General features: G+C 41.6%; 1 protein-coding gene. It reads left to right on the top strand.

What is annotated here, in order from left to right; all coding sequences use genetic code 11:
* Positions 1-238 (top strand): hypothetical protein (locus tag GJQ66_RS14195; protein ID WP_230379591.1); only part of this gene is annotated, 238 nt, incomplete at its 5' end.
* Between the last annotated feature and the right edge of the window lie 41 nt (positions 239-279).

The following is a 279-nucleotide window of genomic DNA, read 5'->3' as shown; positions in this document are numbered from 1 at the left end:
TATGGTAGACAATACAGATGCAGCGTCAAAAGCAAAGCTTTTCGGCATCTTAAGTATTGTTCTTTGCTGGATTCCTATTGCCGGAATTATTTTTGCCACACTGGCATTTTCCCGGGCAAGGATGGGAATGGCATCCAGCAGCGCACAACAGGCGAAAACAGGAAAGACCTGCGCTACGATAGGCCTTGTACTTTCTATTGCCTTGTGGGTAATTAATATTATGGTTATATTAATGTAGGAAAAGGAAATGGAGAAGATCTATGTCAGTTGAAGATTACA

Origin of the sequence: Microbacterium sp. ZXX196 (assembly GCF_009709595.1) — a bacterium.
In the GTDB taxonomy this organism is placed as follows: Bacteria; Actinomycetota; Actinomycetes; order Actinomycetales; family Microbacteriaceae; genus Microbacterium; species Microbacterium excoecariae.
Note: the sequence above shows the minus strand (reverse complement) of the source record. Positions and strands in the feature narration are given on the sequence as shown.